25 protein-coding genes are annotated in these 26,949 nt (G+C 67.6%); 14 read left to right on the top strand and 11 right to left on the bottom strand.

All coding sequences use genetic code 11. The annotated features are described in order from the left end of the window. Nucleotides 1-10 precede the first annotated feature (10 nt). The 5 genes from ACIA75_RS15110 to ACIA75_RS15090 are packed head-to-tail and all read left to right on the top strand — an operon-like array spanning nucleotide 11 to nucleotide 4,178. On the top strand, nucleotides 11-403 hold the full coding sequence (locus ACIA75_RS15110; RefSeq protein WP_357231267.1) for an STAS domain-containing protein: 393 nt from the start codon (nucleotides 11-13) through the stop codon (nucleotides 401-403). Beyond that, nucleotides 393-806, top strand: coding sequence for an anti-sigma regulatory factor (locus tag ACIA75_RS15105; RefSeq protein WP_397104050.1), 414 nt, complete (start codon nucleotides 393-395; stop codon nucleotides 804-806). The genes ACIA75_RS15110 and ACIA75_RS15105 overlap by 11 nt, the downstream gene beginning before the upstream one ends. Continuing rightward, on the top strand, nucleotides 799-1,446 hold the full coding sequence (locus ACIA75_RS15100; RefSeq protein WP_397104048.1) for a SpoIIE family protein phosphatase: 648 nt from the start codon (nucleotides 799-801) through the stop codon (nucleotides 1,444-1,446). Before ACIA75_RS15105 ends, ACIA75_RS15100 begins: the two co-directional genes overlap by 8 nt. A 16-nt stretch (nucleotides 1,447-1,462) precedes the next feature. Continuing rightward, nucleotides 1,463-3,793: a SpoIIE family protein phosphatase gene (locus tag ACIA75_RS15095; protein WP_397104046.1), complete on the top strand. Its 2,331-nt coding sequence runs from the start codon at nucleotides 1,463-1,465 to the stop codon at nucleotides 3,791-3,793. A gap of 46 nt (nucleotides 3,794-3,839) precedes the next feature. Continuing rightward, complete coding sequence (locus ACIA75_RS15090; protein ID WP_397104044.1) at nucleotides 3,840-4,178, top strand: STAS domain-containing protein; 339 nt, start codon at nucleotides 3,840-3,842, stop codon at nucleotides 4,176-4,178. Between the two features lie 117 nt (nucleotides 4,179-4,295). Here the strand turns inward: ACIA75_RS15090 and ACIA75_RS15085 are convergent, their stop codons facing one another. After that, nucleotides 4,296-5,336: an LLM class F420-dependent oxidoreductase gene (locus ACIA75_RS15085; RefSeq protein WP_397104042.1), complete on the bottom strand. Its 1,041-nt coding sequence runs from the start codon at nucleotides 5,334-5,336 to the stop codon at nucleotides 4,296-4,298. A 129-nt stretch (nucleotides 5,337-5,465) separates the two neighbouring features. On the opposite strand from ACIA75_RS15085, the gene ACIA75_RS15080 reads away from it, so the two are divergent. The 7 genes from ACIA75_RS15080 to ACIA75_RS15050 all read left to right on the top strand — a co-directional run bounded on the left by ACIA75_RS15080 (nucleotide 5,466) and on the right by ACIA75_RS15050 (nucleotide 13,462). After that, nucleotides 5,466-6,128, top strand: coding sequence for a cyclodeaminase/cyclohydrolase family protein (locus ACIA75_RS15080; protein WP_397105325.1), 663 nt, complete (start codon nucleotides 5,466-5,468; stop codon nucleotides 6,126-6,128). A gap of 219 nt (nucleotides 6,129-6,347) precedes the next feature. Beyond that, nucleotides 6,348-6,629: a hypothetical protein gene (locus ACIA75_RS15075; RefSeq protein WP_397104040.1), complete on the top strand. Its 282-nt coding sequence runs from the start codon at nucleotides 6,348-6,350 to the stop codon at nucleotides 6,627-6,629. A 271-nt stretch (nucleotides 6,630-6,900) separates the two neighbouring features. Further along, on the top strand, nucleotides 6,901-8,052 hold the full coding sequence (locus tag ACIA75_RS15070) for a glycosyltransferase family 4 protein (protein ID WP_397105323.1): 1,152 nt from the start codon (nucleotides 6,901-6,903) through the stop codon (nucleotides 8,050-8,052). Next, nucleotides 8,049-10,160 carry a glycogen debranching N-terminal domain-containing protein gene (locus ACIA75_RS15065; protein ID WP_397104038.1) on the top strand — a complete coding sequence of 704 codons (2,112 nt, stop codon included), beginning with the start codon at nucleotides 8,049-8,051 and terminating at the stop codon, nucleotides 10,158-10,160. Before ACIA75_RS15070 ends, ACIA75_RS15065 begins: the two co-directional genes overlap by 4 nt. Before the next feature lie 119 nt (nucleotides 10,161-10,279). Continuing rightward, nucleotides 10,280-11,032: a L,D-transpeptidase family protein gene (locus tag ACIA75_RS15060; RefSeq protein ID WP_397104036.1), complete on the top strand. Its 753-nt coding sequence runs from the start codon at nucleotides 10,280-10,282 to the stop codon at nucleotides 11,030-11,032. 91 nt (nucleotides 11,033-11,123) lie between these two features. Continuing rightward, nucleotides 11,124-12,401, top strand: coding sequence for a hypothetical protein (locus tag ACIA75_RS15055; RefSeq protein ID WP_397104034.1), 1,278 nt, complete (start codon nucleotides 11,124-11,126; stop codon nucleotides 12,399-12,401). A 68-nt stretch (nucleotides 12,402-12,469) separates the two neighbouring features. Further along, a complete protein-coding gene (locus ACIA75_RS15050) occupies nucleotides 12,470-13,462 on the top strand; it encodes an Acg family FMN-binding oxidoreductase (RefSeq protein WP_397104032.1) in 993 nt (330 codons plus the stop codon). An 80-nt stretch (nucleotides 13,463-13,542) separates the two neighbouring features. On the opposite strand, the gene ACIA75_RS15045 is transcribed toward ACIA75_RS15050, so the two are convergent. Then, complete coding sequence (locus ACIA75_RS15045; protein WP_397104030.1) at nucleotides 13,543-13,731, bottom strand: hypothetical protein; 189 nt, start codon at nucleotides 13,729-13,731, stop codon at nucleotides 13,543-13,545. A gap of 305 nt (nucleotides 13,732-14,036) precedes the next feature. Between ACIA75_RS15045 and ACIA75_RS15040 the strand changes: the two genes are divergently transcribed. Then, entirely contained in the window at nucleotides 14,037-14,948 is a 912-nt protein-coding gene (locus ACIA75_RS15040) for an ATP-binding cassette domain-containing protein (protein ID WP_397104028.1), read from the top strand. Continuing rightward, nucleotides 14,945-16,555, top strand: a complete 1,611-nt coding sequence (locus ACIA75_RS15035; RefSeq protein WP_397104026.1) for an ABC transporter permease — start codon at nucleotides 14,945-14,947, stop codon at nucleotides 16,553-16,555. Before ACIA75_RS15040 ends, ACIA75_RS15035 begins: the two co-directional genes overlap by 4 nt. Nucleotides 16,556-16,624: 69 nt before the next feature. On the opposite strand, the gene ACIA75_RS15030 is transcribed toward ACIA75_RS15035, so the two are convergent. From ACIA75_RS15030 to ACIA75_RS14990, 9 genes are all read right to left on the bottom strand, one after another. Beyond that, nucleotides 16,625-17,854 carry a cytochrome P450 gene (locus ACIA75_RS15030; protein WP_397104024.1) on the bottom strand — a complete coding sequence of 410 codons (1,230 nt, stop codon included), beginning with the start codon at nucleotides 17,852-17,854 and terminating at the stop codon, nucleotides 16,625-16,627. Between the two features lie 18 nt (nucleotides 17,855-17,872). Continuing rightward, on the bottom strand, nucleotides 17,873-19,087 hold the full coding sequence (locus tag ACIA75_RS15025) for a cytochrome P450 (protein WP_397104022.1): 1,215 nt from the start codon (nucleotides 19,085-19,087) through the stop codon (nucleotides 17,873-17,875). A 328-nt stretch (nucleotides 19,088-19,415) separates the two neighbouring features. Next, nucleotides 19,416-20,684, bottom strand: a complete 1,269-nt coding sequence (locus ACIA75_RS15020) for a cytochrome P450 (RefSeq protein WP_397104020.1) — start codon at nucleotides 20,682-20,684, stop codon at nucleotides 19,416-19,418. 194 nt (nucleotides 20,685-20,878) lie between these two features. Further along, nucleotides 20,879-22,096 (bottom strand): cytochrome P450, encoded by a 1,218-nt coding sequence (locus ACIA75_RS15015; protein ID WP_397104018.1) that lies wholly within the window; start codon nucleotides 22,094-22,096, stop codon nucleotides 20,879-20,881. Between the two features lie 12 nt (nucleotides 22,097-22,108). Continuing rightward, a complete protein-coding gene (locus tag ACIA75_RS15010; RefSeq protein ID WP_397104016.1) occupies nucleotides 22,109-23,230 on the bottom strand; it encodes a cytochrome P450 in 1,122 nt (373 codons plus the stop codon). Between the two features lie 146 nt (nucleotides 23,231-23,376). Then, nucleotides 23,377-24,000, bottom strand: coding sequence for a GTP-binding protein (locus tag ACIA75_RS15005; RefSeq protein ID WP_397104014.1), 624 nt, complete (start codon nucleotides 23,998-24,000; stop codon nucleotides 23,377-23,379). Next, entirely contained in the window at nucleotides 23,975-24,322 is a 348-nt protein-coding gene (locus ACIA75_RS15000) for a DUF742 domain-containing protein (RefSeq protein ID WP_397104012.1), read from the bottom strand. Before ACIA75_RS15000 ends, ACIA75_RS15005 begins: the two co-directional genes overlap by 26 nt. After that, complete coding sequence (locus tag ACIA75_RS14995) at nucleotides 24,319-24,753, bottom strand: roadblock/LC7 domain-containing protein (RefSeq protein WP_051157625.1); 435 nt, start codon at nucleotides 24,751-24,753, stop codon at nucleotides 24,319-24,321. Before ACIA75_RS14995 ends, ACIA75_RS15000 begins: the two co-directional genes overlap by 4 nt. Continuing rightward, the gene (locus tag ACIA75_RS14990) at nucleotides 24,753-26,330 is read right to left on the bottom strand and encodes an ATP-binding protein (protein ID WP_397104010.1); all 1,578 of its coding nucleotides are present in this window, start codon (nucleotides 26,328-26,330) and stop codon (nucleotides 24,753-24,755) included. The genes ACIA75_RS14995 and ACIA75_RS14990 overlap by 1 nt, the downstream gene beginning before the upstream one ends. Between the last annotated feature and the right edge of the window lie 619 nt (nucleotides 26,331-26,949).

The following is a 26,949-nucleotide window of genomic DNA, read 5'->3' as shown; positions in this document are numbered from 1 at the left end:
CGGAATCGTTATGCCAGTACCTATCCTCAAGCAGGGCACATATCTGATCGCGTCCGTGCAGTCCGCGCTGACCGATGCCGATACCGAGCGCCTGCAGGACGACCTGATGAACCAGGTCAGCAAGTATCGCGCGCAGGGCATCATCGTCGACGTGACGGCCATCGACGTGATGGATTCCTTTGCCGCCAGATCCCTGCGCACAATCGCGCATATGACGCAGCTGCGGGGCGCCGAGACGGTGATCGTCGGCCTGCAGCCCGAGGTCGCATTCGCTATGGTGCAACTCGGCCTCACCTTCGAGGATATGCACACCGCACTGGACCTCGAGGAGGGCTTGGCTTGGCTGAACCGGAAGGCTTCGGCCCGGCACCAGCACCGAGATGGTCGTGACAGTGGCCGCTGATCGGGTGGTAATCGCGGTGAAGATGTCGAACGACATCGTGACCGCACGTCAGGCCGGGCGGGAGCTGGCCGAGGAGCTCGGCTTCACGCTCACCGATCGGACCATGATTTCCACCGCGATCTCCGAGGTCGCGCGGAATATCACCAGCTACGCCGGCAGCGGCGAGATCCGGCTGCACGTGGACGAGCGCGACGGACGTCGCGCTCTCGTAGTTCAGGCCAAGGATCAGGGGCCGGGCATCATCGATATCGCCCGTGCCATGGAAGACGGTTATTCCACCGGCCTGGGTCTGGGCTTGGGCCTGCCCGGCGCCAAACGTCTCATGGACGGTATGGCCATCGAATCCGGACCCGGCCAGGGCACCCTGGTGGAAATGTGGAAGTGGGTACCCCACGGTGCATGAGGACGGGTTCATCGGCCGGATCGAATGGGCAATGGCCGGTCGCGCCCTCCCCGGTCAGGATGTCTCCGGGGATCGCTGCGTTGTCCTGGACACCGGTACCGGCACCGTACTTTTCGCGGTACTCGACGGTCTCGGCCACGGCGCCGCCGCCGCGGCGGCGGTGGACCGCGCCACCCGGGTGCTCGCCGAGAATCGCGCCGAACCCTTGGATGTGCTGATGGTGCTGTGCCATCGGGCGATGTCGGATACTCGGGGTGCCGCCGTGACGCTGGCCCTGTTCGGCGACCAAGAGGCGCAGTGGCTCGGAGTCGGGAATGTCGACTCGCAGGTGCTCACCGCGGGGCCCACCGGGCCGCAGGTCAGCGCCACCGTATTGCAGAGCGGCGGCATCGTCGGGTATCGCCTGCCCCCCACGCTCCAGCCGCAGACCGTCCCCGTGCGGCCGGGTGATCTGCTGCTCATGTCCACCGACGGTGTGGCGGTTGAGCCGGACGCGGGGATCGACCTGGCGAAATCGACGGCGGAAATCGCCCGGGAACTGGTGGACCGGCACGCCAAGGACAGCGACGACGCGCTGGTGCTCGCCGCCCGGGTACGTGGTGTTTCGAACGGAGTCGCCCACGAGCGAGAAGCGTCGTGACCCCGCGGGGCAGACGATGAGCGAGATACTGACGGCGTTCCTGGACGCCTACGCCGACGCACTGCGCCGCCACCTCGCAGCCCCCGAACGCGACGGGCTGGCCGAGGCCCATGAGCTCGGCCGCCGGGCGCTGGTGCAGGGAATCAGCCTGCTCGATCTCACCGAGCACCACTTCCGCGTCGCCAAACAGGTACAGCTCGAAGCGGGCGAACCGGAGTCCGCGGCCGTCTCCGCCCGCCCGGATAACCCGCTGGCCGAGAACGCGCTCGAATTCCTCTTGCAAACGCTGATCACCCTCGACGTGGCAACCCGCGGCTACCTCGACGGCACCCGCCGCTACGAACAGCAGCGGTCCCGTGCCGACGATCTCGCCGGTCGCGACGAATTCCGCACCGCCCTGGTGGAATCGCTGCAGGACGGATTCTTCGTCGCCGACGCCCGCGGCACGCTGATCGAAGTCAACAAGGCGTTCGGCGAGCTCACCGGGTACGGGGCGACCGGCGTCCCCTATCCGATACCGCACCCCTGGTCTATCCCGGAGGGCCCGCGCTACCCCGATCTGGGTACCGAGGCTTCGCGTTTCGTCGTTCCGATCCAGCACCGGGACGGCCGGCGCCGCTGGATCGGGGTGAGTACCAGTGCCCTGGTGAAACCGGACGGCGAGGAACATATCTTCGTCGGCACCGTCCGCGATGTCACCGCCGAGCACGACGCACAGGCCCGCGACCAGGCCGCTAATCGGCTGGCCACGGCACTGGCCGCGGCGACCACCGTAGCGGAGGTGCTCGAAGTCGGCCTGGACGAGTTGCGGCGCACGGTCGGCGCGGAGACCGCTGTGGTGGCCGTATGGGCCGGCCACGCGGCGCCGGAGGTGTACGTCTCCGGGACCCCGCCCACCGGATCATCGGAGTCCACCGGCCTCGAACCCGCCACCGAGGCGATACTCAAACGTGCCCGCGTACGCCCCGGCCGCACTCTCATCGCCGTCCCCGAGAGCGCGGGCAGTGCCGAGGGGATCGTGGCCCCGCTGGGCGAAACGGGTGACGCCGCGCTATGGTTGCGCTTCGCCGTACCCCGGGTGGTCGACGCGGCCGATTGGACGCTTTTCTCGCTGCTCATCGGCCATCTGAGCCTGGCCGTACAGCGGGCCCGCAACTTCGACCAGGCCCGCTCCACCTCGCTGACCCTGCAGCGGGCGATGCTGGGACCGATCGAACTCCCGCCCCGTTTCTCGGTGCACTACGAACCGGCGCTGCCTCCGCTCGAGATCGGCGGCGACTGGTACGACGTGGTACCGCTACCGGACGGAACCATCGGCGTCGTGGTCGGCGACTGTGTGGGTCGTGGCCTGTCCGCGGCGGTGGTGATGGGTCAGTTGCGGACAGCGGCCCGCGCGTTGTTGCTGCGCGGCGCCGGACCGGCGCAGCTGCTCTCCGAACTCGACCCGGTGGCGGCCCGCATACCGGGCGCCCTCTGCACCACCGTCTGTGCGGCGGTCCTGGATCCGGTGCGCGGACTGGTCCGCTACAGCAATGCCGGCCATATGCCGCCCATCCTGGCCGATGTGGATCACACCGGCCGGCTGCTCGAGGGCGGCCGGTCGGTTCCGCTGGCAACGTTCGAGACCACCCGCCGCCCGGAAGCCACCACACCGCTGCCGCCGGGTTCGACCCTGGTGTTGTTCACCGACGGGCTGGTGGAGCGCCGCGGCGAGGATATCGACGAGGGTTTCGCGAAAATCAGCGCGACCCTGGCCGATACCGCGGCGAAGCTACCGCGCGAGGTCGCCGATTCGGTGCTGTCGGCCTTGCGCCCGGACGGCGGATACGACGACGATATCGCCATGGTGGTTTATCGGCAGCCACCCGAACCGCTCCGGCTGGACCTACCGGCCCGGCCGGACCGTCTGACCATGCTGCGCCGCACCCTGACGGCGTGGCTGTCCGCCGCGGGGGTACCGCACAATCTGACCGCCGATCTGGTCGCGGCGACCAACGAAGCGTGCAGCAACAGTATCGAACACGCCTATCACGAAGGCGCCACGGAGACGGAACGGGTGATGCTCACCGCCGAATGCGACGGCGACCGGGTGGTCATCGAAACAACGGATACCGGAACCTGGCGGCCCCGGCCGGCCGATCCGGGGCCACGCGGCCGCGGAATCGATATGATGCGGGCACTCACCGAGGAACTCGAAATCGACCATCCGGGCCCCGGCACGCGGGTGCGGATGTCGGTGACCCTGCCGGCAATCACGTTCCCGGTGGCCAGCGCCCTGCGCGGGACGAACAACCGGTCCCGCGGGGGCTCGATGCAGCGAGATCGAGAGGCTCATGGCAGATTATGACGATGTGACGAACTCTTCTCCAGACGCGAACCCACTCACGGATACGATGACGACTTCGGTCGCCGACCACGACGGCGTCACCGTGCTCACGGTTACCGGGGAGGTCGATCTCGCCACGGCCCCCGCCCTGGAGACCGCGATCGACGCGGCACTCGACGCGGGACCGGCCCAGCTGGTCGTCGATCTGGCCGCCGTGAGCTTCCTGGCCTCGGCCGGGATGGCCGCACTGGTCGCCGCACATCAGCGCGCCGGCGACAAGACCACGATCGCGCTGGTCGCGGAGGGCCCGGCCACCAGCCGCCAGCTCAAGATGACGGCACTGGACCAGGTTTTCGACTTGCATTCCACCCTGGACGACGCGCTGGCCGGCTTCCGGAGCGACTGAAACCCGCGGGCTCACCGAACCGGGCGGTCCCGGAGATTCCGGGACCGCCGCTAGGACCCTGGGTCCGGCCGCGCTCGCCCCGTATCCCCCGGTGCGAGCGCTGTCCGGCCTCCTGAGTCAGTCGCAGAGCGTGCGCAACTGTTCGATCAGCGCGACCCGATCGGCCGGGGTCGCCGCCAGCGGCGCGACATTGAGCACGGTGACGCCCGCTTCGGCGAAGGCGGCGATCCGTTCCTTCACATATCCCGCCGGGCCGATGAGCGAGACGTCCCGGACCAGCTGGTCGGGGACCACCCGGGTCGCCTCGTCCTTCTTCCCCTCCAGGTACAGCTCCTGGATCCGGTCGGCTTCGGCACCGTAGCCGTACTTCGTGGCGAGGGTGTGGTAGAAGTTCTTCCCCTTGGCGCCCATTCCGCCGATGTAGAGCGCGAGCATGGGTTTGACGAACTCCAGCAGTGGTTCGACATTCTCCCCGATGGCCAGGGCGGGACCGGCGTAGACGTCGAGCGGTCCGAGTTCGGGGTCGCGCCGCTCCTTACCGGTACGCAGCGCCTCACCGAAGACCGCGTCGGCGCGTTCGGGCAGGAAGAAGATCGGCTGCCAGCCTTCGGCGATCTCCGCGGCCAGGGCGACGTTCTTCGGGCCGAGCGCGGCGAGCAGGACCGGGATCCGTTCGCGCACGGGATGGTTGATCAGCTTGAGTGGTTTGCCGAGCCCGGTGCCCGCCCCTTCGGGGAGCGGGATCTGGTAGTACTTGCCCTGGTAGGTGAGCCGTTCCCGCCGCCACACCTTGCGGCAGATCTCCACGAGTTCGCGGGTCCGCCCGATCGGCGCGTCGTAGGGGACCCCGTGGAAGCCTTCGATGACCTGCGGGCCCGAGGCGCCCAGCCCCAGCACGAAGCGGCCGTCGGAGACGAAATCCAGTCCGGCCGCGGTCATCGCGGTCAGCGTGGGGGTCCGGGTGTAGAGCTGCATGATTCCCGAGGCCAGCTGCAGGCGGGAGGTCTTGGCCGCCAGGTAGCCCAGGGCGCTCACCGCGTCGAACGAGTACGCCTCGGGAACGAACACGATGTCCAGGCCGGCCCGTTCCAAATCGGCCACTTCGGCCGCGGCCTCGGTGAAGCCGCCCGAATAATTGATACTCAATCCGATCCGCATGCCCTCAACATAAACCCGGCTACGGGGTGGCCCGGCACCGGCCACGCCGGGGGACGCGGTAGGTTGAGGGCAGTTACACCGTGCGCAGTGCAGCTAACTTCGAGCTATCGTGTCGAGAAAGGCCTGATCGTGTCGCAGCCCACCCAGTCGCCCCAGTCCACCGCCACCGGTTTCGGCGGTTCCCCGATCGGCGACTACCTGGGCGAACTCGCGGCGAAGGTGCCCGCACCGGGCGGCGGCGCGGTCGCGGCACTACACGCGGCCCAGGGCGCCGCCCTGGTGGCCATGGTGGCGCGATACACCACGCGCGCCAAGGATGCCGAGCACCGGCCGGTCATCGACCGGATCATCGAATCCGCCGACGCGGCCCGCGAACGCGCACTCGCCCTGGCCGATGCCGACGCCGCCGCCTTCACCGCGGTGGGCGCGGCCTACAAGCTACCCAAGGACACCGACAGCGAATCCGCCGCCCGGGGCGCCGCGATCGAGGCCGCCCTGCTGGAGGCCGCCCGGGTGCCGGCGGCCGTGGTGGACGAGGCCGACGGGATCCTGACCCTGGCAACCGAACTGCTGCCGATCGGAAACACGAATGTAGTCACCGATATCGGTGCCGCCGGTGCGGCCGCGCGGGCTGCCGCGGTGACCTCACAACTGAATATCGAGATCAATCTGGGTTCGCTTCCGGCCGAGCTAACCACGGCATTCACCGAGGTACTGGGCCGGATTTCGGAAATCACTGCACGCGCGGATTCGCTACATCAAGAGGTGCTCCACGCGGTGCGCGCGGGCTGAAACACGTGCACATATCCGCACGCGGGAATTAACCATGTATATGCCGAACTGGGATTATTCGAGATTCTAGGAAGAACGCAGTACGCGTAGAATGGGCGGCGTTCGGAGATTTTCACACTGCTCCACCGCTCGCCCCAGGCGACATCAGCTAGACCGGCCGGCGGAGCACCGGCGGCCGGGAAACTGTTTGCTCCAGCTCGACGAGTGCAGGAGGTAACGGTGAGGATCGGGTACACATCGGCGCCGGAAACGGCGGAAGTCCCTGAACCGGGTATCGATGTCATCACCGAACACGGAGTCGTATCCAATATCGCCGACTGCTCGGCGGATCCGGGCGCTCTGACCCCTGGTCAGGCCCGACGGGCCCGCGATATCCACAGACTCTGTTCCCCCGAATGTCTGGTCCGCAGACGTGCCGGCCTGATCTTGGCCATTGCCACGCCGCCGGACCGGCCCGCTTTCGGTATTTCGCCCGGCCGCTCGGCCCATCGCGGCGATTGATTCCCGCGCGGCGGATTCGTAAACCCGCCTATGCGTGTCTTTCTGCCCGCCGGCGCATTCCGGCGTGCTTCCAATAGCTTCACCGCGCTCTCTACGAATGGTTCTCGAGCAGCTCCACCCATTGGCCGGGCGGCGATCGACACATGTCGTGCGACCACTAATCAAGGAGGGAAAGTTGAGCACCATATTCACGAATGAAGAATCCGAATCGGATGTTCCGGCGCGAAAACCCCGGCGCGCCCGGTTCGGCGGAGCCGGCCGTAATCACCCGTTGAACATCGTCCTGGTCGCGCCTCCGTACTTCGATGTGCCCCCGGCCGGTTACGGCGGTGTCGAGGCCGTGGTCGCCGAACTCGCCGACACGCTGGTCGCGCGTGGGCACCGGGTGACGCTACTGGGCGCCGGAAAGCCCGGTACGGAGGCGGAATTCGTGCCGGTCTGGGAGACCACCCAGGCCGATCGGCTGGGCGACCCGTTCCCCGAGGTCGTCAACGCGCTGAAGGTCCGCCGCATGGTGGAGAAACTGGCCCGCTCCCGGCATATCGACATCATCCACGACCACACTTTCGCCGGCCCGCTGAATGCCCCCGCCTACGAAAACCTGGGTATTCCGACCGCGGTCACCGTGCACGGGCCGGTCGACAACGATATGTGGGAGTACTACGGCGCGCTCGACGAACACACCCGCCTCGTCGCGATCAGCGACCGGCAGCGGGAACTGGCGCCGAGTTTCAACTGGATCGGCCGCGTGCACAATGCGCTGCGCCCCAGCGAATGGCCGTTCCGCACCGAGAAGCAGGATTACGCGCTGTTCCTCGGCCGCTACGCCTCCTACAAGGGTCCGCATCTGGCCCTGCACGCCGCGCACGAGGCCGGTATCAAACTCATCCTGGCCGGTAAATGCAACGAACCGCCCGAAAAGGCCTTCTTCGCCAAGGAAATCGAACCGCTGCTCACCGATACCGACCACGTCTTCGGGGAAGCGGACGCGGTCGCGAAACGGGAACTGCTCGCGAATGCGCGCTGCCTGTTGTTCCCCATCCAGTGGGAAGAGCCGTTCGGCATCGTGATGATCGAGGCCATGGCCTGCGGTACACCCGTGGTCGCGCTGCGCGGCGGTGCGGTCGAGGAGGTCGTCGAAGACGGTGTCACCGGCATTCTCTGCGATCATCCGGACCAGTTGCCGGCCGCCATCGCCAAGGCGAGCGAACTCGATCCGCATGCCTGCCGGCGCCGCGTCGAAGATTATTTCGGCGTGGATCAGCTGGGTGCGGGGTATGAGGCCGCCTACTACCGCATACTCGATGCGTGGGACGAAGCCCACAGCAGGGGACAGGCATTGACCGCCGTCGGTATGCGCCGCAACGCGGTACCCGCGATCCGCGCCGACGCCGGCACGACACCGGTATGGAGTAGGGCATGAACGCACCGCCGAGAATTCTCAACTCCGGCCAGCCCGCCGCCGTCAACGGCGGCGGGGGGACGGTCACCCTGGTCGAGGCGAGCACCTTCTGCTTGTCCGACCCACTCGGCGATATCCATTCCGGTACTTCGCAAGGCCTGTTCTACCGCGATTCGCGGGTGATCTCCCGCTGGGAGCTGCGCCTGGACGGCCAACCGGCCGAACATCTCACGGTGCTCACGCCGGAGGCGTTCAAAGGCCGGTTCATCCTGCGCAAACCGCCCCGTGCCGGGGTCGCCGACAGCACCGTGCTCGTGGTGCGCCGGCGGCTCATCGGCAACGGCCTCAAGGAGGGCATCTCCGTACACAACCTCGGTCACGAGGACACGGCGATGACCATCACCATGTTCGTCGACGCCGATTTCGCGGACCTGTTCGCCGTCAAGGAAGGCCGTAACCATGGCGGCGGTGCCGAGCACAACGCCGTGGACGGCGACCTGCATCTGACCGATCACAACGAACCCGGCCGCGGTCTGACCATCAGCGCCACGGCCGGGGCCGTGATGCTGCCCGGCACCATCACCTGGCAGGTGGTGGTGCCGGCCCGGGGCCGGTGGGATACCGAAATCCTGGTCCAGCCGGTGGTTTCGCACCGGCGGGTCCAGGCGTCCTTCGGTGACGACGAGGACAGCCCGATCAGCCGGCTCAAGGCCTGGCGGGCCACCGCCACCGATCTCACCGCCACCGATCCGGCGCTGTCGGACGTGCTGCAGCGCACCGAAAGCGATCTGGGCGCGCTGCGGATCGACGGCAGCAGCGACGGCGCACCCGCCTATGTGGCCGCGGGCGCACCCTGGTTCATGGCCCTGTTCGGCCGGGACAGCCTGCTCACCTCGTGGATGGCACTCCCGCTGGATTCGGCACTGGCGGTGGGCACCCTGCGGCGGCTGGCGGATCTGCAGGGTACGAAGGTCAATCCGATCACCGAAGAGGAGCCGGGCCGCATCATGCACGAAATGCGGCACGGCCCGGCCAGCGGCCAGGTACTCGGCGGCACCGTGTACTACGGCTCGGTCGACGCGACCCCGCTGTTCGTCATGCTGCTGGCCGAATGCTGGCGCTGGGGCGCCGGGGACGCGGTGGTCCGGGAGCTGCTCCCGGCCGCCGACGCGGCACTGGCCTGGATCGATGAATACGGCGATGCCGACGGCGACGGATTCGTCGAGTACCGCCGCAAAACCGATCGCGGATTGAGCAACCAGGGGTGGAAGGACAGCTTCGACTCCATCAACGACGCGACGGGCCATCTGGCCGAACCGTCCATCGCGCTCTGCGAGGTCCAGGGATACGTGTACGCGGCGCGGCTGGCCCGCGCCCAGCTGGCCGAGTACTTCGGCGATACCGGCACCGCCGCGCGCCTGCGCGAACAGGCCGAGAATCTCAAAGACCGGTTCGACGAGGCGTTCTGGGTCGCCAAGAACGGCTGGTACGCGGTCGCGCTGGACGGACAGAAGAACCAGGTCGATTCGCTGACCAGCAATGCCGCCCAGTGTCTGTGGACCGGGATCGTCTCCGACGAACGGGCCGCCGAACTCATCGAACGGCTCGCCGATGTGTCCATGGACAGCGGTTTCGGGCTACGCACGCTGGCGTCCACCATGGGCGCCTTCAATCCGATGAGCTACCACAACGGGTCGGTATGGCCGCACGACACCGCGATCGCCGTGGCCGGACTGTTGCGGTACCGGCATATCGCGGGCGCGAGCGAGCTGGCCGAACGGCTCACCACCGGACTGCTGGACGCGGCCGGTGAGTTCGGCGGGCGGCTCCCCGAGCTGTTCTGCGGATTCGCCCGCACCGATTTCCGGTCCCCGGTCCCCTACCCGACCTCCTGCTCCCCGCAGGCGTGGGCGAGCGCCGCGCCGCTGCTGCTGGTGCGCTCGTTCCTCGGATTGTCGCCCTGTGCGCCGCATCGCACCCTGCGGGTGACGCCGCAGCTGCCGCGGGAATGGGGCAAAGTGGGTCTGACCGACCTCCGGCTGGGTCCGGCGACGGTCAGTATCCACGCCGAGGGCACAACGATGCATGTCCACGGGTTGCCCGACGACTGGAAACTTGTCACCGAATAGCAATCGCCCGGTGTGTCTACATCGCGAACCGGTGCCGGGAAGGTATCTTAGCTGGTTCTGTTGATCATGGCCCCTTAGGATGGACGTCTGTCCACCAGTCCTCCGTAAGGGGTGGAACCATGAATATTGTTGTCCGGCACGTTTTTCTGGCACTCGCGATCGCACTGTCGGTGATCGTCGTCCCCGCCGGGGCGAACGCCATGACCGGCGACGTACCCCGCCCCGCACCGGTCGCCTCGGTCGTTCCGGCCGACGGCGCCGTGGTGGGGATCGCCCACCCAGTTACCGTCCGGTTCCCGGATGAGGTCGCCGATCGGGCCCACGCCGAGAAGTCTCTGTCGGTCACCGCCGGGGCCCCGCTGCCCGGTACCTATGCCTGGCACGGTGACCGGGAACTGACCTGGACCCCCACCGGATTCCTGCCGGCGAACACCACGCTCACGGTGAATTTCGGTGATCAGCGCACCCAGTTCCAGACCAACGGCGGAGTCGTCGCCGACGCGAACATGTCCACCCACATGTTCACCGTCAGCATCGGCGGCCAGGTCGTCCGGACGATGCCGGCGTCCATGGGTAAGCCCGGCTACGAGACCCCGACCGGCACATACCCGGTGCTGGAGAAATTCCGCAACATCATCTTCGATTCCCGCACGATCGGAATCCCACTGGACTCCCCGGAGGGTTATCTGATCGACGGTGAATGGGCCGAACGCCTCACCTGGGGCGGTGTCTTCGTCCATTCGGCGCCGTGGTCGGTGGATCAGCAGGGTAATTCCAATGTCAGCCACGGCTGTATCAATCTCGCGCCCGCCGATGCGTCCTGGTACTACGAGAACGTCGGCATCGGCGATCCGGTGACGGTTCACTGGTGAACCGTCGCGGCCACTGTGCTGCGCGACGATCGCGTATCCACTAGAACAGTGGAAGCATTACGCGCAGTGAATCGTCGAAGGGGGCCGCGCCATGGACCGACCACCGCCGGAGCACGGCACCCGCAGCGGGCACTCCCCCACCCATCCCGCCGGCAACCCGGGCGGGGGAGATTCCCCGCACTCCCCCTCGCTTTCCGGGTTCGACGATCCGGATCCCCCGCGCGGGCTCCGCAGCCTGAATCTCCCGGTCCCCCCGGATCCATCCGGTGCAGCTACCGGCCCCGGAGACCCGGCGCCCACCGCGCCCATCCCGATATCGCCGGGTGCGGCCGGTCCGGGCACCGCACCGCAGGGCCCAGCTGGTTCCGGCCCGATGCCACCGGGCTCGGCTGGTTCCGGCCCGACAGCTCATGGCCCGGACGGCCCCTCGCTGCCCCCGGGCACGGCCGGGCCCGGACTCATGTCCCCGGCCGGTTCACACCCGACACCGCCGGACGCGACCGGCCCCGACCCCGATGCCCGCTACGAGGGCAATTGGTCGGACTGGATGATGTCGTCCGACGGATATCCCCCCAGGCCCGGAGCCGGCCCTGCGGAGGCGATATCGCCGGGCGCCGCCGAGCCCAGGGAGGCCGTAGCAGGCACCGGCGCGGCCGACAGCCGCGACCATGCCGGCACGAACCCGGTCCTGGCCGTCGACGGCACACCGGGCTCGCCTGTGACCGTCCCGGGGCCGTCCACCGCGCGTCAACGGCTGCGGGACCGGCTCACACCCCGCGAAGGCGCCGCGCCGGCACCACCCCGGTCCACCGCCCCACCGGGCCGGACCCGGCTGCTTCCGGTGCTGCTGGGCGGCGCGGCGGTGGTGGCGCTCGCAGCCGCCGCCTACGTTCAATTCGCGGTGGTCGGCGCCGGCGAACCGGCGCCGTCCACCCCGGCGCCGACCGAACCCGGAATATTCGGTGCACCGGCACCCGGGGTGCCCGTCGCCGATCCGAACTGCCCGGCCGAACGCACCGGCAACACCGTGCAGGGCAACGGTCCCGGCGGCACCGGCTCCGGGCCGGAGGTGATCTTCGGTTTCCAGTACGCCTACTACGTGGCGCGGTCCGGCGAACAGGCGCGGGCCCTGGTGGCACCGGAAGCCGGTGTGCCCGTGGCCGCCGACATCCAGCGCGGTATCGACACCATCCCGCCCGGGACCACGCACTGTATCCGGATCACCCCGGGAGCTTTCGTCGGCCAGTACACCGTGGCAATCACCGAGCACCGGCCTGAGACCGCGCCCGTCGGCTACAACCCGCAACTGGTCACGACGATGCGAATCGGTGACCGTACCTTGATCACCGGTATCGGGCCCATGCCCTGACCGGAACGATTCGGCCCGGATCGCTTTGCGGGGTGGTCGCCGGGGACAGCGGCGGGCAGACTCGGAAGATGGACGCTATCGGCACGGCTCGGGTCCCCGATCATCCGACGGTGCAGGCCGCCCTCTCCCTCGCCCGCCGTGCACCCTCGGTGCACAACACCCAACCGTGGCGCCTGGTCTTCGACGGCCACCGGTTGCAGCTGTACGCCGATACCTACCGGCGGCTGTCGTCGGCCGACCCGCAAGGCCGTCAGCTGATCATCAGCTGCGGCGCCCTGCTCGACCACATCCGTACCGCGTTCGCGGCAGCGGGCTGGTGGACCGAGGTGATCCGTTTGCCCGATACCGCCAGAGATCATCTGGCCGAGATCGAGTTCGCGCCGGCGCGCGATGTCTCCGACACCACCCGGGCGCGCGCGGCGGCCATCGATCGCCGCTACACCGACCGATTGCCGATGCTGCCACCCCGCGACTGGGAGCAGGTGGAACCGGTGCTGCGGACGGTGGCGGCAGCGCACGAGGTTTCCGTGGACGTGCTCGAAGGGTCGGCCCGGCTCCGGCTGGCGGCCGCTTCCGCCCGGTCGGCGGCACTGCGGGAATACGATCCGCAGTACCTGAACGAATTGCACTGGTGGGCGGGCAACGACTCGCCGGCCGACGGTGTCCCGCTCTCGGCCCTGGTCTCGGCCGCGGAACTCGCTCAGGTGGGTGTGGGCCGGGCGTTCCCGACCGCGCCGCCGTCGCTGCGCCGCGGCGAACTCACCGATGCCTCGCAATTGCTGGTGATCGGTTCGGCCGCGGACGGTCCCCTCCAGTGGCTACGGTCCGGTGAAGCCCTTTCCGCGGTGCTGCTCGAATGCACGGCCGCGGGTCTGACCACCTGCCCGCTGACCCATATCACCGAGATCCCGGTGAGCCGCCGCGCCATCGCGAACCTCGTGCCGGGACCTGCCGAACCACAGGTCGTCGTCCGGGTCGGCACGGCACCCGCCACCGCCGCCCAGCCGCCGACGCCACGCCGTCCGGTCGGCGACTTCCTCGATCTGCACCGGGCAGCCTGAGGTCCGCACGGGCGAGGCAACAGCACAGGTCGCTCGCCCGGGCCGGGGAATCGCCACGACGGAACCGCGCCGTTCGCCCGTTACGCTGTCGTGATGCCCCAGCAGCCGACGCCGGGCGTACGGCGGCACGCGAACCAGGGCCCGAAGGCCGCCGCCGGGCCGCGCTGGTCGACGCCGCCCGGGAGATCTTCGCGGTGCAGGGCCTGGACCGCACCGCTGTCCTTGATCGCGCGCCGGGCCGGGTCGGGCAGGGCGTGCTGTGCCGGCACTTTCCCGATCGCGACGCCCTCGCCGCAGCGGTCCTGGAGAAGAACGTGCGCGAAATCGAGGGCGCCACCGCCGCCGACGGCGCGACCCTGGCCGGGGTTCCCGGTGTGGTGACCTGGCAGCCGGCGCGCACCACCGGTCTCAGCCGGAACTGTCGGCCGGCTGACCCACCGGCCATCCGGACGAGGCGGGCCCCGGCCGGTAGCTCGCCGCGGCCGGAGTCGCGCCGAACCGCCCGACCGGAGACTCGGCTACCCCCGGTGCGGAAAACCCACGATGGCCACCGGAACCGGAATAGGGTGCATTCATGACTGCCGCGATCGATATCTCCGGTCTGGTGAAGACATTCGGCCGCACCCGCGCCCTGGACGGTCTCGACCTGCAGGTCGCCCCGGGTGAGGTGCACGGTTTCCTCGGCCCCAACGGAGCCGGTAAATCCACCACCATCCGGGTTCTGCTGGGCCTGCTGCGCGCCGACGGCGGTACGGTCCGGTTGCTCGGCGGCGATCCGTGGTCGCAGACCGCCGAACTGCATCGCCGGCTGGCCTATGTACCGGGCGATGTGAGCCTGTGGCCCAATCTCACCGGTGGTGAGGTGATCGACCTGCTCGGCCGGTTGCGCGGCGGGCTGGACGAAAGCAGACGCGCCGATCTGCTGGAACGTTTCGATCTGGATCCGACGAAGAAGGGCCGCACCTACTCGAAAGGCAATCGGCAGAAGGTCGCACTGGTCGCGGCGCTGGCTTCCGATGTGGAGCTGCTGTTGTTCGACGAACCCACCTCGGGACTGGATCCGCTGATGGAGGCGGTGTTCCAGGAATATGTGGAGGAGGTGCGCCGCGCCGGGCGCACCGTTCTGCTGTCCAGCCATATCCTGGCGCAGGTCGAGGCATTGTGCGATCGGGTGACGATCATCCGGCACGGCCGGGCGGTCGAATCCGGCACCCTGGCCGATCTGCGGCACCTCACCCGAACCTCGATCGAAGCCGAAACCCAGCGCCCGGTCACCGGTTTGGCCGCCTTGCGCGGCGTCCACGATCTGGTCGACGACGGGACCCGGGTGCGCTTCCAGGTGGACACCGTCGATCTGGGCGCGGCCATGGAGCATCTCACACCCTTCGGCATCCGGACCCTGACCAGTCAGCCACCTACCTTGGAGGAACTGTTCCTGCGTCACTACGGGGACGAACTCGCGGCCGCGGGGGTTCCGGAATCGTGACTGTCCGGCAGCCGGCCCGGTATGCGGGCACCTTCACCGGAACCGGTGTCCTCACCCGGTTCGCGTTGCGCCGCGAACGCTTGCCCCTGGTGGCGTGGATCGTGGGCGGCACGCTGATCTATTGGTCGCAGGCGGTCGCGCTCGACGCGGCCTATCCCACCCAGGAGAAACTGGATGCCCTCGCCGGCAGCATGGCCGGCAATGCCGCCATGATCGCGATGGCCGGACCGCCGCGGGTACTGAACACGGTCGAGGGTCAGGTTGCTTTCCAGTCCAGCGCGTTCGGCATGGTGGTGGCCGGGCTGATGAGTATGTTCCTCATCGGCCGGCACACCCGGTCGAACGAGGAATCCGGCCGGGACGAGCTGATCCGGTCCGGCGTGGTGGGCCGTTATGCCCCGGCGAGTGCGGCGGCCGTCGTGACCGTGGCCGCGAATATCCTGCTGGGCCTGGCGATCGCACTGAGTTTGATCGGCTACGGCCTGCCGGTCCCGGGCTCGATCGCGCTGGGCGTCGCTGCCACCTGCGCCGGTTTCGTCTTCGGTGCGATTGCGCTTCTGGCCGCGCAGCTCAGCGCGAGCACCCGCACCGGCTACGCGATCACCGGCGCGGCGCTGGCCGTGTCCTATCTGCTGCGCGCGGTCGGCGATGTCGGCAACGGGGTCCTGTCCTGGTTCTCGCCGCTGGGCTGGGGTCAGGCGATGCGACCCTACGACGGCGAGATCTGGTGGCCCGCGGCACTCTCGGTGGTCGTGGCGGCGGGCACCGGTGTGGTGGCGGCGCGGGTGCTGGACCGGCGCGATTTCGGTGCCGGGGTGATCCCCCCGCGGCCGGGGCCGGCCCGGGCACCCGAATCGCTGCACGGAATATTCGGTCTGGCCTGGCGGCTGCAGCGTGGGTCCCTGATCGGCTGGTCACTGGGGATGTTCTTCGCCGGCCTGGCCTTCGGCACAATCGGCGACGATGTCGACGATCTGCTCGGCGATATCGATCTGAACCAGATCCTCGGCCAGAACATGGGCAGTATGGTCGACGCGTTCTATGCGATGGCCGTGGCGATCCTGGCGATCATCGGGTCGGCGTACACGATCTCGTCCGGCCTGCGCCCGCGGGCCGAGGAGGCGGCGGGACAGGCCGAACCGCTGCTGTCCACGGAACTCTCCCGGCTGCGCTGGCTGGCCGGTCACGCGGTGATCATGCTCGCGGGATCGGCGATCGTGGTCGCGCTGAGCGGGTTCGGGATGGGGCTCACCTACGGCCTCCTGGCGGACGACCTTTCCCGGGCCGTCACGCTGACCGGTGCCGCACTGGTCTACCTGCCGGCGGTGTGGGTGCTCGGCGGGGTCACGCTGTTCCTGTTCGGTGTCGCACCGAAACTGACCTCCGCGGCCTGGCTGGCCATGGCCTTCTGCGTGGTGGTCCTGATGTTCGGCGCGACCCTGAAGTTCCCCGCCTGGCTCATGAGTCTGTCCCCGTTCGACAACCTCCCCCTGGTGCCGGCTCAGTCGTTCGACCTGGTCCCGGTACTGATCACGCTGGTGGTGGCGCTGCTGCTCGGCGCGGCAGGCGCGTTCGGTTTCCGCCGCCGCGACCTCGAAACCAACTGAGTACCGGGGCCGTCCGGACCGCGCACCCGGGCCGCCCGGACGGCGGGAGAACAGCGACCGCTCGGCGGCTCACTTCCCGTTCAGGTACACCGGCAGGCGGCTGTGCCCGTTGGATATGAAACTGGCTACCGAACCGAGTTCCTCCGGCGCGACAGCCAGTTCCATATCCGGGAACTTCGCGAAGACGGCCGGTAGGGCCACCGCCGCCTCCAATCGGGCCAGCGGCGCGCCCAAGCAGTGGTGGGCGCCGTAACCGAAGGCGAGATGGCTCTTGACCGTCCGGGTCGGGTCGAATTCATCCGCGGTGGCACCGTAGACCTTCGGATCCCGGTTCGCTCCGGCATACCCGGCGAGTATTGCGTCACCCCGGGCGATTTCGACTCCCCCCACCACCAGATCCTGCACCGCGAAACGCAGGAGGAGATGGGCGAGCGGCGCCTCGAAGCGTAGAACCTCTTCGATCAGATCCGGCCAGGGGACCCGGCCTTCGAGCACATCCGCCCGCTGCCGGGGCCGGACGAGCAGCTGATAGACAGCCTGGTCGAGCAGATTCACCGTGGTCTCGTGCCCGGCGCCGATCACCAGCATCAACGTATCGGCCAGTTCCTGTTCGGTGAGCGGAGTCTCGGTATCGGCGGTATCGGCAACGAGCAGCGTCGTCATATCGTCGCCGGGGTGTTCCCGCCGGTAGGCGACGAGCCGGAATATCACCCCGTACAGGTCCGTATAGTTGGCCGCGGATTCCTCCGGGGACAGCGAGGTATCGAAAACCCCGTCCACGCATTTCCGCAGATTCGCCTGCAGTTCTTCCGGAACCCCCATCAATTCGCTGATCACCCGGATCGGCAGCGGATACGCCAGGCGCTCCCGCAGGTCCACGGCCGTGCCGGCCGGTGTCGCGGCGAGGTCGGCGAGAAGTTCCCCGGTGATCTGCTCGATCCGGGGTTTCAGTGCCATGGTGCGCCGATGGGTGAACGCCGGGGCCACGATCTTGCGCAACCGGCGGTGCTCGGCACCGTAGGCGGTGAACATATTGTTCACCGCCACCCAGGGCAGCAGCGGCCAATCCGCGGCGATCTCGCCGTTGCGGAAGGCCGGCCAGTGCTGCCGGGGGTCCTTGGATACCTCCGGTCCGGCCAGTAGCTGCTCCAGCAGGGCCGCGTCCGTGATCGACCAGGCGGGCACACCGCCGGGCAACTCGATCCGCGTGACCGGTCCCCGTTCCCGAAGATGGGCACTCTCGCCCTGGATATCCGAGCCTGTGGGATCGAGGACTACAGGGGTGATGTGCTTCTCCATCGAGAACTCCTCACTCGACTATCGAAAACCGGCCATTCCGATCGGTGGACTCGGCGGGAACTCGACCGGAAGTGATACCAGCGCCCGGTAGAACGGATCGGGCCGCCACTGCAGCTCCGACCGCGGGACCGCCAGTGCCATTTCCGGTAGTGCGTCCAGAAGTTGATCGATGGCGTCCTGGACGATCAGCACCGCCGGCGACTGGGCGGGGCAGGCGTGCGGACCCGCGCCGAAGGCCAGATGCGACCGGTTGTCCAGGATCTCGCCCCGGCGAATCGCCGGGTCGTTGTTGCAGGCGCCCATACTGATGATCACCGGCTGATGCGCCGGTAACCACACCCGGTCCACCAGAATGGGCTGCCGCGGGTAGCTGATGCAGAAGTTCGCGATCGGCGGGTCGTTGAACAGGACGTCGTCCAGCGCGTCCCGCGTCGACAGGCTCCCGTCGAGCACGGTCGCCGCGAACCGGTCGTCGGTGAGCATGAGCAGCAGGGTGTTGACGATCAGATCCTGCGGCGGCTCGAGCCCGGCTCCGTACAGCAGCACCAGCTGCTGCACCATCTCCTCGTCGTCCAGACCCACCGGATGCTGGACGAGCCAGCTCGTGACATCCTCACCCGGGGTCGAGCGTTTGAGCCGGACCAGGTCCAGCAGCGCCTCGGCCAGCATCGCATTTCCCGCAGCGGCGTCGGCCATGCCGAAGATGAGCGCCATCCCCTCGGACGCGCGCCGCCCGATCTCCGGTGGGACGCCCAGCATGGCGCTCAGCGCTGCGAAGACGAGCGGCTGCGCATACTGACCGAGCACATCGCATCGGCCGGTCTCGCAGAAGGAATTGATCAGCGGAACGGCGATCTCCTCGACGGTCGCATGCAACCGGTGCAGATCGACCTTGCCCAGCGCCCCGGCGACGGCCGAGCGGTAACGCAGATGGTCCGGGCCGGCACTGCGAATGGGATTCGGGCGCCATTCCAGCATCGGCAGGACCGGACAGTCGGCGGGGATACCGCGCTGCCAGATCCGCGGATCGGCGGGGAAATGTTCCGGATCGTTGAGGATCCGGAGTGCGGCGTGATAACCGACGACCAGGGTGGCCGGCACCCCGGGTGCCAGCTCCACCGGAGCGAGCGAACCGTAGCGCCGCCGCATCTCGCGGTACGCCGCATGTGGATCGGCCGCGAATTCCGCCGAAGCCAGCGCAATGCGCGGCCCGTCGAAATCACCTGGTGCCACGGTCGAGCGAGTTCGGCTGCCGTCGGTCAAGGTCCCCCGATTCCTGACGATTTACTCTGCGGCCGGGCACGCCCGACCGCCGGACTCGATCTGGAACTGTACCCAGAACTCAGCCCGGATGCCCGAATCACGCAGCCTCACATCGCTCTTCGGCCCAGACACGGGCGGCCGCCGCCGGTGCGGCACCGGTTGCCCAACCAGCCGCCACCTCTCACGACACCCGGGCGTGACCCACACCCGGACGCCACTACGTGATCTTCATCACCCGATGCCGAGCAGATGCTGGGGCGAACGAATGACGGACCTTCCGATCCCGGTCCCAGCCGTTTCAGGCACCGCCGGAACGAATCGGCGGGATCGCCGGGAAAAGGACCGGCAGCGAGACCAGGGCCCGGTGGAACGGCCCCGGCCGCCACCGCAGCTCGGCGCGCTCCACCGCGAGCCGCATCTCCGGGATCGCGTCCAGAAGCTGATCGATGGCGTCCTGCACGATCAGCAACGCCACCGAGCGGGCGGGACAGCTGTGCGGGCCGATACTGAACGCCAGGTGCGAACGATTGTGGGCCAGTGCCCCGGTGTTGATCGCGGGGTCGTTGTTGCAGGCGCTCATACTGATCATCACCGGCTGATGCGCCGGTAACCAGATGCCATCGATCAGCATCGGCTGGCGCGGATAGCTGATGCAGTAGTTGGCCAGGGGCGGATCGTTGAACAGCACCTCGTCGAGCGCGTCGCGGGTGGACAGGCTCCCGTCGAGGACATGGGCCGCGAACCGATCATCGGTGAGCATCAACAGAAGCGTATTGGCGATCAGGTTCTGCGGCGGTTCGGTGCCCGCTCCGTACAGCAGCGCCAGCTGCTGCCTGATCTCCTCGTCACTGAGATGAACGGGATGCCGTACCAGGCGGCTGGTGATGTCGTCACCGGGATGTACTCGCTTGAGCCGGGCCAGTTCCAGCAGCGCGTCGGCCTGTGCCGCGTTGCCCGCGGCCGCGTCCACGGTGTCGAACATGGCCGCCAGCCCCTGCGCCGCCCGATGTCCCAGTTCGGGTGGGCAGCCGAGCATGGCGTTGAGTGTGGCGAAGATGAGTGGGGAGGCGTACTGGCCGACCACATCGCAGTAGCCGTCCGCGCAGAACGAATTGATCAGCGAGATCGAGATCTTCTCGATGATGGTGTGCATTTCGTGCAGATCGACCCCGTCGACGGCCGCGACCGCAGCCGACCGGTAGCGCAGGCGATCATGTCCCACGGTGCGTAGTGGATTCGGCCGATATTCCATCATCGGCAGCACGGGGCAGTCCGACGGGACATCACGCTGCCAGACCCGGGGGTCGGCGGGAAAATGCTCCGGATCGTGCAGGATCCGGACCGCGGTGTGATATCCGATCACCAGGGTGGCGGGGACTCCGGGTGCGAGTTCCACCGGGGCCAGCGAACCGAAACGGCCGCGCATCTCCCGGTAGATCTTGTGCGGATCGGCCGCGAATTCCTCCGTGTACAAGGGAATACGCGGGCCCGTGGTAACAACGGGAGAACCGTGGGTCAGTGGAACACTGTCGACGGCAAAGAACTGATCAGATCTCGCTGTGGTCAAGACGTCACACTCCGAGGTTCGGATGAATCGGTGAATAGTGCGGTTTCACAGACGTATCCGCCGACCCATATATCCCGTTCAGCGGCGTCCGCTACGAGCCATCAGCAATGAAGTTGTGTGTCGTACGCTACCGGCCACGGCGCCGCTGCACAGGCGATTCCCGGTGCGCGGTGGCGAACTTCGCGCTACCGGTCTCAGGACAGGTACACAGGCAATTCCTGATGACCGTTGGAAACAAAGCTCACCACCGGTTTCAGCTCGCTCGGATCCACCGCCAGTCGCATATCCGGGAAACGGCGGAACAGCGCGGGCAACGCGAGTTCGCCCTCCATCCGGGCCAGTGGCGCACCGATGCAGTGGTGGGCGCCGTGCCCGAAGGCGATATGGTCCTTGACGGTACGGGCCGGATCAAAGGTATCGGTGGTATCGCCGTGCACTTTCGGATCACGACTGGCGGCCGCGTACGACGCGAGGATGGCCTCGCCCTTACCGATCCGCAGTCCCGCGATCTCGATATCCTCCACCGCGAAGCGCAGCGGCAGATGCGCGACCGGTGCCTGGTAGCGCAGGGTCTCCTCCACCACATCCGGCCAGCCGACCTGCCCGGCCAGCGCGGCGGCTCGCTGCTGCGGATGGGTGAGCAGGGCGACGATGGCCTGATCCAGTAGGTTGACGGTCGTCTCGTGGCCGGCGTTGATGACCAGCATCAGCGTATCGACGATCTGATTCTCGGTCAGCTGGGACCCGTCCTCGTCACGGGTCGTGATCATCACGCTGGTGATATCGTCGCCGGGGTTCGCGCGCCGGTAAGTGACGAGTTCGGTGACCAGCCCGTACATCTCGACATAGTTGGCCTGCGCCTCCTCCTGCCCGATGGTGGTGTCGAAATACCGGTCGACACAGACCCGCAGCCCGGGGCCCAGGGTGTCCGGCACCCCCAGCAGTTCGGTGATCACCTGGATCGGCACCGGATAGGCATAGTTTTCGCGCAGATCGACGACCGCACCCGCCGGGGCGGCGGCCAGTGTGTCGAGAAGTTCGGCGACCAGCGCCTCCACCCGGGGCCGCAGGGCCGCGGTCCGCCGGTGGGTGAACGCGGGCGAGACCAGTTTGCGCAGGCGCCGATGATCGGCACCGTAGGCGGTGAACATGTTCTCCACCGCGAGCCACGGCAGCAGCGGCCAGTCCTCGGTGATCTCACCGTTGACGAACGCCGTCCAATGCTGACGCGGATCCTTGGACACCCGCGGATCGGCCAGCAGGCTTTTCAGCACCGCGGCATCGGTGACGGCCCAGGCCGGCACCGCGCCCGGCAACTCGATAAGCGCCGCCGGGCCCTGGGCACGCAGCCGGGCCGACTCACCGACGACATCGGCGCCGGCCATATCCAGGACGATGGTTTCGCGTGGCAACGCGCGTTCTCCTTACACGAGATTCAGTGGCGGTGACGGCGGAAAAACGACCGGCAGCGCCGCCAGCGCGCGGTGGAAGGGCCCCGGGCGCCAGGCGAGTTCCTCCGGCGGTGCCGCCAGCTCCAGTTCGGGAAGCGCGTCGAGCAGTAGATCGATCGCTCCCTGGACCACAACGAGCGCCGGTGACTGTGCCGGGCAGGTATGCGGTCCGATACTCCAGGCCAGATGGGATCGGTTCCCGATGGGGTCGCCGCCCCGGATGGCCGGATCGTTGTTACACGCGGACAGACTGATCAGCACCGGCTGGTGGGCCGGCAACCAGGTGTTCTCGATGAGAATCGGCTGGCGCGGGTACGTGGTGCAGAAATTCGCCATCGGCGGGTCGTTGAACAACACCTCGTCCAGCGCGTCTCGGGTGGAGAGGCTGCCGCCGAGCATACTGCCGCCGAACCGTTCGTCGGTCATCATCAGCAGCAGGGTGTTGTTGATCAGGTTCTGCTGCGGTTCCACGCCGGCACCGTAGAAGCTGATCAGATTGGACAGCAGCTCCTCGTCGTCCAGTTTCGCCGGATGGTGGACCAGGCGCGAGGTGACATCACCGGCGGGATCGGACCGCTTCTGGAAGATCAGTTCCATCAGCGCCTCGCTGAGGTGGTTCATCCCCCATTCGGCGTTGACGGTGTCGAACAGCGCAGCCATCCCGTTGGCCACCCGCTCCCCCAGTTCGGGAGTGCAGCCGACCATACGGTTGACCACTTCGAAGACGAGCGGGAAGGCGTACTGCGTAACGAGATCGGCCTCACCCGATTCGCAGAACGCGTTGATGAGCGGAACCGCGATCCGCTCCACCGTCTGGTGCAACTCGTGCAGATCGATTCCGTCGATCGCGTGCACATACGCCTGACGATAGCGCTGATGGAGTTCGCCGCTGTTGCGCAGCGCGTTCGGATACCACTCCATCATCGGCTTGACCGGCGAATCGGCCGGGATACTGCCCTGCCAGGTGCGCGGATCCGCCGGAAACCGGTCGGGATCGTTGAGGATCCGGACGGCCGCCTCGTAACCGATCACCAGGGTGGCCGGCACATCCGGGGCCAGATCGATGGGTACCAGCGAACCGTACCGGCTCCGCATCGCGGCATAGGCGCGATGCGGGTCATCGGCGAACTCCGCCGAATAGAGACTGAATCGAGGGCCAACGCCTCCGGTGGGTTCTCCGTGGATCACCGGGCATCCGGCGAACGGAGGTTGTTGTTGCGGAACCGGAGAGAACTGCGTGGTCAAAGACGAGACTCCAATCGATGGAACAGATATTCGACAAGCGTGATCAGGCCCTGCAGGCAGGTGCGCCGATCCCGCGCGTCGAGCGCAACGAGCGGAGTGTCCGCGGTCAGATCCAGCGCCTCCCGGATCTCCGACAGCGGAAACCGGTTCGCGCCCTCGAACTCGTTGACCCCGACCGCATAGGGCACATTGCGTTCCTCGAGAACCGCGAGCACCTCGTCGGCTTTTTCGATCCGCCGGGTATCCACCAGCACGAGCGCGCCCAGCGCGCCCTTGGCCAGTTCCTCCCAGAGCGGAATGAACCGCTGCTGCCCCGGGGTGCCGAACAGGTACAGGGCCAGTTCGGGATTGAGCGTGATACGCCCGAAATCCATCGCGACCGTGGTCGTGGTTTTCGAACCCAGCCCGCCCAGATCGTCGATCCCGACGCTGGCCTCGGTGATGGTTTCCTCGGTACGCAGCGGTTTGATCTCCGAAATACTGCTCACGAAGGTGGTTTTGCCGACGCCGAAATTACCGGCCACCAGCAGCTTCACCGACCGGGTCACCGTCTCCGCGACATAGTCGACCGAACGTCCGTAATCCGCGGACCGATCAGGCCGGGAGAGCACGGAGCCCATTGAGTACCTCCTCGAGCAGGGCGATCTCCGGCATGATCTCCGCCGGGGTCGGGTTGTTCAGGTGTCCGCTGTCCAGCAGATCGGAAACGACGATCGTCACCACCGAGGGCGGAAGGTCGAGGTATGCGGCGACCTCCGCGATCGACAGCGCACCGCGTGAGCACACGTCGACCACTCGGCGCGCGTCCGGAGTCGCGCCCGGCGCCGGGTCCGATACGGCGATGACAAGGGTCACCAGGCCCAGTTCACGGGTCGGGCGCGAGCGCCCGCCGGTCCGCACATACGCACGGACCAGGTCTGGATCACGCCGCGACCGGCTCATTGCAGATCGCCGCCGTGTGCGCCTCTGCGAGGCTCACTGCCGAGCTCGTGACCCACCCGGCCGGCCAGCTCGTTCATCCGATGAGCGATGAGACCCACATCGATATCGGTCATGGTGGCCACACCCAGCAGCGCACCCTCACCCGCGGCGGTGATCATGATCATGCCCTGGTCGTACTCGGTCATGTTCTGCCGCACGTCGTTTCCGGTGCTCCCGCAGAATTCCCCGAGCGCCTTTCCGAGCGAGCGCAGGCCCGACGCCGCGGCCGCGAACCGTTCGGCATCGTCTTTCGCGATACCGGCCGAATGCGCGATACGCAGCCCGTCCTCGGAGAGCAGAACGGCGAATCGGACGCCGGGAACCTCGAGATCGTCCAGTAACCAGCCCAGTTTATTGGTGCTGTCGGATACCACTGTCCTCGGTGAACCCATCAGGATGTCATCCCTTCGGTGTTTTCGGATGCGGCGGCTCGGCCGCTCTTGGAGCCGCTCTGCCATGCGGCGGCGATATCGGGGCGAGCCTGCCCCGGTTCGGTCCTGGATTGCCCGGACAGGCGATCGTTGATATCCGCGGGCACGGCCGCGGCACGGCGCCGGCGTCGGGGTAGACCACCGCTGGTGATGTCGTGGACGGTCGTCCGCTGTTCACCGTCGGTGTCCTCGGCGGATTCGGCCGCGGAGGCCCACTCGCCGGGAGTGGACCGCTCGGCCGGGCCGGACACCGCGGCGTGCGCGCCGGTATCCACAGCGGAATGCGCTCCGGCCGTTGCCGATACCCCGTTGCCTACCAGGGCGTTTCCGGAGCTGCCGGATACCGAGGAGGCCGGGCCGCCGGGTACCGCGGCGAGTTCCCGCGGTGCGGCGCCACCGTTGGCGAGAGCGTCGTTGTCGTGATCTGCCTTTGGAGCGACCAGCAGTGCCTCCGGAATGTAGACCATGGCGCGCATACCGCCGTAGGCGTTGGGACCGTCGATGTAGACGGTGAACCCATAGCGGCGAGCGAGGGCGGCGATGCCGGGGAAGCCGACCTTGGGGGCCGGGCCCAGCTGGTGGATATCGACCGAGCGTTCGTTGGCGAGGACCTGACGGGCCTCCTCCATCTGCTCGGAGTTCATTCGCACACCGGCGTCGTCGACGATCACGGTCACCCCGTGATGACCTTCCTGGAAGGTGACGTCGACGAACGAGGTCGGCGGTGAATAGCGCAGCGCGTTGTCGATGAGCGAGGCCAACGTGTGTACCAGCGGCTCCACCGCACGGCTGATGACGACGCGGTCGAGCTGGGAGGGGCGCACCCGCAGATAGTCACGGACACGGCCGGTCGCGCCGCCGACCACATCGGTCAGCGACTGGGCGGGCCACCGGCGGCCGGGCAGGCCACCGCAGACGATCACGTAGGACTGCGCCTGACGGATCATCTGCTGCACGGTGTGGTCGATACGGATCAGGGTCTCGTAGACGCGGTCGTCGCGATGTTCGCGCAGCGCGGCGCTGACCACCTGGCTGACATCGGCGCCGAGGCTCACCACGGAGGTACCGAACGAACGCACCGCGGCGCTGGTGGCTTCGCGGGCAAGGGTTTCCGAACGTTCCCGGCCGGCGTCGGCCTCGGTCCGGACAGCCTCTTCGGCGGTGGCGACCGCGGTACGGGTCTGTTCCTCGGTTTCCCGGGTGACGGTTTCGCGGGTTTCGCTCTGGACGGTACGCAGATCGTCGGAGACCCGGTCGATGATCCAGCGCAGGCATTGCGCGAAACGCGAGTTCTCGAGTCCCGGGGGAACTTCGGGCCCGACGGCGCCCTGTTCGAAGCGGCGCACGGATTCCGAGAGCGCGGGTAGCGTGCTGGCGGCGAGATGCTCGAGCGCGTCCTCGCGCACGGCAAGCTCCCGCTCCAGCACAGCGAGTCGCTTCTGTTGATCGCGCACGGCCCGAACGGCGTACCACGCCACGCCGAACACCAGTAAGAGGGCGAGTATCCAGGGAAGCAGCACGGCGGTATTCAGATTCATCAGCTTTCTCGTCGTTGACGGGGTTCGAGGTGCGCTACGCGGTGCCGTGACAGGCCACGGCGCTTCGTCTCGCCTTCCTCGCGACGCCGACCATGTTCGCCCTGGCCGGATGAGGTCTGCGCCGGGCACCAGCGATTACGGTCGGTGACATATCCCTTAGTTACTTTCGGCTACTCGAAAGTAACTAAGGGACAAGTCATTCGGCCGTTCGCTGACCATCGGAGCACATCCTCCGATGGCCCGGAACCCGACGACTCGCCCACAGTAGCAGCATTGTCGTGAACTCTCTCAATAACGGTCGATAATCGATTGTCACCGATCCGTGATTGCGTCGCGACCTCGCGGAATGCGGAAAGGCATTGCGCGGGTGAAGATCACGAAGGCGATTGGCCGCGCGACAGCCGGCCCACCGAGGGCGTGCTCCAGCCCACAGACGGCAGCCGTCCCCTATCACCAGCCACGGAATCCGGAACGGACCGATCGGTCGGCGATTGGCAACCGGAGCGGAAAATTGATATTGGAGCGGATACCGAATGCCACGGCCGGCCGTGGGTTACCGGAGTCGTCCCGCAACGGAAATCAATAACACCGCCCGCGGAATCCACCCGGCCCGAACAAC

The sequence above is a fragment of the Nocardia sp. NPDC051750 genome (genome assembly GCF_044453135.1).
Lineage (GTDB): Bacteria > Actinomycetota > Actinomycetes > Mycobacteriales > Mycobacteriaceae > Nocardia.
Note: the sequence above shows the minus strand (reverse complement) of the source record. Positions and strands in the feature narration are given on the sequence as shown.